The organism is Bacillus sp. JJ783, from assembly GCF_036963225.1.
GTDB lineage: Bacteria > Bacillota > Bacilli > Bacillales > Bacillaceae_G > Bacillus_A > Bacillus_A cereus_U.
Genome location: NZ_JBALMG010000201.1, coordinates 1 through 2521 on the forward strand (window position 1 = coordinate 1; position 2521 = coordinate 2521).

The window sequence follows — 2521 nt, forward strand, 5'->3', positions numbered from 1 at the left end:
TTGCTTCAATATCTTTTGTACTTTTTTTCGTACTTTTCTTTGCTTCCACCATTTCCGATACAAGTCTATTTATAACTTTGATATATTCGTGACTGCTTTGTTCCAATAAACGGATTTGTCCTTTTGTTGGAATCAATTTCGCTTTCACTGTTAGGGTCTGTGACATACGTTTCATCCCCTTGTTTTTTGATTTTCAACATAGTGTTCATTTGATACATTTCTAGCAATCAGAACGTGTTTATAAACTTTACAACTGCATGAAACGAGGTGGTTTTCCTCTCAAACACTTTGAAACATTCTTCTATCATCATTTATTCTAGTTATATCATTTATTTCCGAAAAATTCCAACAAAACACCCGAAGAAACTACCTATACTTTGGATACTTAAAGTACCACGAATCTTGCGATTTTTAGTGGTACTCCGTATCCAACCTTACTTTCATCCCATGCCTAAAGGCAATGGGCTTTCTTGTTCGGGAAAAGCTGTAAAACCAGGAGGCAGTTTTATTTTTAGCTGGGAGCATCCGGTATATTCAAATTTGCAGTATGGAACAGAAGAAATTGTTTTATGCTCTTCATATCATGAGGAAACTCCTATTACGTTTGAAACATTTAAAGGGGAAGAAGTACAAGCGACATTATATAAGAGAAAAATGAGTACATACATAAATGAGTTAAATAGAGCTGGATTTACAATTGAGAGAATAGAAGAGCCTGAACCATCTTGTCTATTTGATGGAGAAGTAGCAGAGCCGTCTACGAAGTACTATTCTTTATATAAGGCTAGAATGGTGCCGACTACTTTTATTATTAAGGCGAGAAAATGAAAAATACAGCGTACACCGAAAAAGTGTACGCTGTATTTTGTTAAAGGTCAGTACTTATCTTTTTGGCTGGAAAATATGCTGAAAGAAGTATTTGTGATGTAAGTTATCTACAACTTTATTTGCTTGATATGTGCGGTGTTGTTCTAGTCGAAGTCTTTGCTCCATCATTTTTATTGCGTGATCTGATAAACGTAACATTATACATTTCTCCTTTTCTATAAATATAGGTTTTTAATTGGTATCGTTCCCATATTTATAACTAAGGAGGCATACTGTGTAACATAGGCAAAAAAGCACCTTCCTCTCCCATTACGCTTACGAGGTTAGCTGTCGGACTCGGGAAGTGAGAGTGTCCCTACTTAAAAAAGATTCGCCCCAAGTAGCAAAAAGCTACATAAATGGTTCCCCCGCTCCAAAATTTGGATTCAGCAAAAGGTTTTATAAGGTAAAAAATAACATAAATAAGCAGTTAAGTCAAATTATTTTGTGTATTCTGTCTTTTTAGTGAGGTCAAAACCATTCCATCAGGAAGTACGATATCTTGAATTTCAATAAAACCATGTTTTTTATATAAAGAAAGGGCAGGCGTATTGTTCTTCCCTGTTTGTACAATATACGCTTTTGAAGAAGAGAACATGTCAAATATAAAAAGTAGTAACTTAGTTGCTATCCCTTTATGGAAATGATTGGGTGAGACCACTAAACGATGGATATCAACTATATCTTCATCAACTTTAAAAGAAATAAATCCAATGAGTGAATTTTCCAGGAAATATCCATGGAATGTCTCATCGCAGTTTTGAATATCAGTTACAGTATCGTATAAACGGGGGATGGCCGTACTATTTATGTATTTTGCTTCAATTTCGTAAGCAGGAATTTGAATGTTTAAAATAGACAAAGCAGTATGATAAGAGTTTGCTATTAATTTTTGAATCATAAATAATAACGCTCCTTTTTTCTGTATTTTCATGCGTTTGACAAGATTTTTCATTTCTGGATATAATAATTACAAGGGTTACGTAATAAGTTAGTTGATAAATAGATTTATTCTATAATAGAAATGGAGGACTAAAAATGGGATGGATTATCACATTAATAGTTGGTGCTATTATAGGTGCAATTGCTAGTTCTATAACGGGTAAAAATTTTCCGGCTGGTATGTTTGGAAATATAATTGCTGGTTTACTAGGAGCTTTGTTAGGTAGTAGATTATTTGGATCTTTTGGGCCATCATTTGGTGGGATTCATGTCGTGCCAGCACTATTAGGGGCAATTGTATTAATTCTTATTGTATCATTTGTAGTAAAAGCTGCAAGGAAATAAAGGCTATTATTAATTATTTTATAAAGCCCTTTTTAGGGCTTTTCCTAATTAGAGAGGTGGTACACTTGGAGAAAGTAAATATAAGAAAAAGAGATAAGTTGAAAAAGTTTTTTAAAGAACAAAATTATTTAGCTGTACTACTTGGATTTGCGTTGCTGTTTGTAAATATATTATTACTTACAAAAATATCATTCGTCTTTACACCGTTCGTCGTATTTTTAAAAACAATCTTTTTCCCAGTATTATTAGCGGGAGTACTATTTTATATATTGCATCCATTCGTTTCTCTTTTAGAAAGAAAAGGTGTGTCGAGAATTGTGTCAATTGCCTCGATATATATACTTGTTCTTGGATTATTTGTTTTTCT

The 2521-nt window shown here is 33.2% G+C and carries 4 protein-coding genes, 2 pseudogenes and 1 riboswitch; of the genes and pseudogenes, 3 read left to right on the forward strand and 3 right to left on the reverse strand.

The genetic code is table 11. The features are described 5' to 3' along the window. Positions 1-166, reverse strand: a pseudogene (locus V7038_RS27950) (RNA-guided endonuclease TnpB family protein); the annotation flags it as partial. A gap of 320 nt (positions 167-486) precedes the next feature. On the opposite strand from V7038_RS27950, the pseudogene V7038_RS27955 reads away from it, so the two are divergent. Beyond that, positions 487-828: pseudogene (locus V7038_RS27955) on the forward strand (class I SAM-dependent methyltransferase); the annotation flags it as partial. A gap of 54 nt (positions 829-882) precedes the next feature. Here the strand turns inward: V7038_RS27955 and V7038_RS27960 are convergent. Both V7038_RS27960 and V7038_RS27965 read right to left on the reverse strand, forming a co-directional pair. Next, positions 883-1026: a hypothetical protein gene (locus tag V7038_RS27960; RefSeq protein ID WP_000945246.1), complete on the reverse strand. Its 144-nt coding sequence runs from the start codon at positions 1024-1026 to the stop codon at positions 883-885. 98 nt (positions 1027-1124) lie between these two features. Then, positions 1125-1269, reverse strand: a riboswitch (cyclic di-AMP (ydaO/yuaA leader). Between the two features lie 28 nt (positions 1270-1297). After that, a complete protein-coding gene (locus V7038_RS27965) occupies positions 1298-1768 on the reverse strand; it encodes a GNAT family N-acetyltransferase (protein ID WP_002110914.1) in 471 nt (156 codons plus the stop codon). A gap of 137 nt (positions 1769-1905) precedes the next feature. Between V7038_RS27965 and V7038_RS27970 the strand changes: the two genes are divergently transcribed. Beyond that, positions 1906-2154 (forward strand): GlsB/YeaQ/YmgE family stress response membrane protein, encoded by a 249-nt coding sequence (locus V7038_RS27970; protein WP_002110912.1) that lies wholly within the window; start codon positions 1906-1908, stop codon positions 2152-2154. A 65-nt stretch (positions 2155-2219) separates the two neighbouring features. Next, positions 2220-2521 (forward strand): AI-2E family transporter (locus tag V7038_RS27975; RefSeq protein ID WP_335695970.1); only part of this gene is annotated, 302 nt, incomplete at its 3' end.